Annotated in this window: 1 protein-coding gene; it reads left to right on the top strand. The window is 72.9% G+C overall.

Translation table 11 applies throughout. The annotated features are described in order from the left end of the window. On the top strand, window positions 1-584 hold a 584-nt coding region (locus ACY45C_RS07975), incomplete at both ends, for an AIR synthase-related protein (RefSeq protein WP_462186985.1).

Genomic DNA, 584 nt, shown 5'->3' with positions numbered 1-584 from the left:
GGAGGCCGACGACGTGCTCGGGCCGGAGCGAGTCCGGCCCGGGGACGTGGTGGTCGCGATGGCATCATCCGGCATCCACTCCAACGGCTTCTCGCTCGTACGGCATATCTTGTTCGGTCCCGTCGATTCTGGCCAGCCAGGTGGGATTCCCGAGACCGCGCGGGAGGATCTGGAGTCATACGTCCCGTCCCTGGGGGGCACGCTGGGCGCGTCCCTGCTGGTTCCGACCCGCATCTATGCCCGGGACTGCCTGGCGCTGGCCGCGGCTGTCGAGGTGCACGCCTTCGCCCACATCACCGGCGGCGGTCTCGCGGCGAACCTCGCTCGGGTCATCCCGCCGGGCCTGCTGGCCACGGTGGACCGGGCGTCGTGGTCAGTGCCCCCGATCTTCGGTCTGCTCGCCGAGCGCGGCGGGGTGACCCAGGCGGACATGGAAGCCACCTTCAACCAGGGAGTCGGCATGGTAGCGGTCCTGCCGGCCACCGCGGTCGCCGACGCTCTCGCGCTGCTCGCCGCGCGGGACGTGCCGGCCTGGGTGGCAGGGGAGGTCGGCGCGGCGGGCGCTCCGGAGCCAGCCGGCGCGG

This window comes from Frankia sp. CcWB2 (assembly GCF_977927585.1).
The sequence above is the reverse complement of the archived record's forward strand: the minus strand, read 5'-3'. Positions and strand labels throughout refer to the sequence as shown.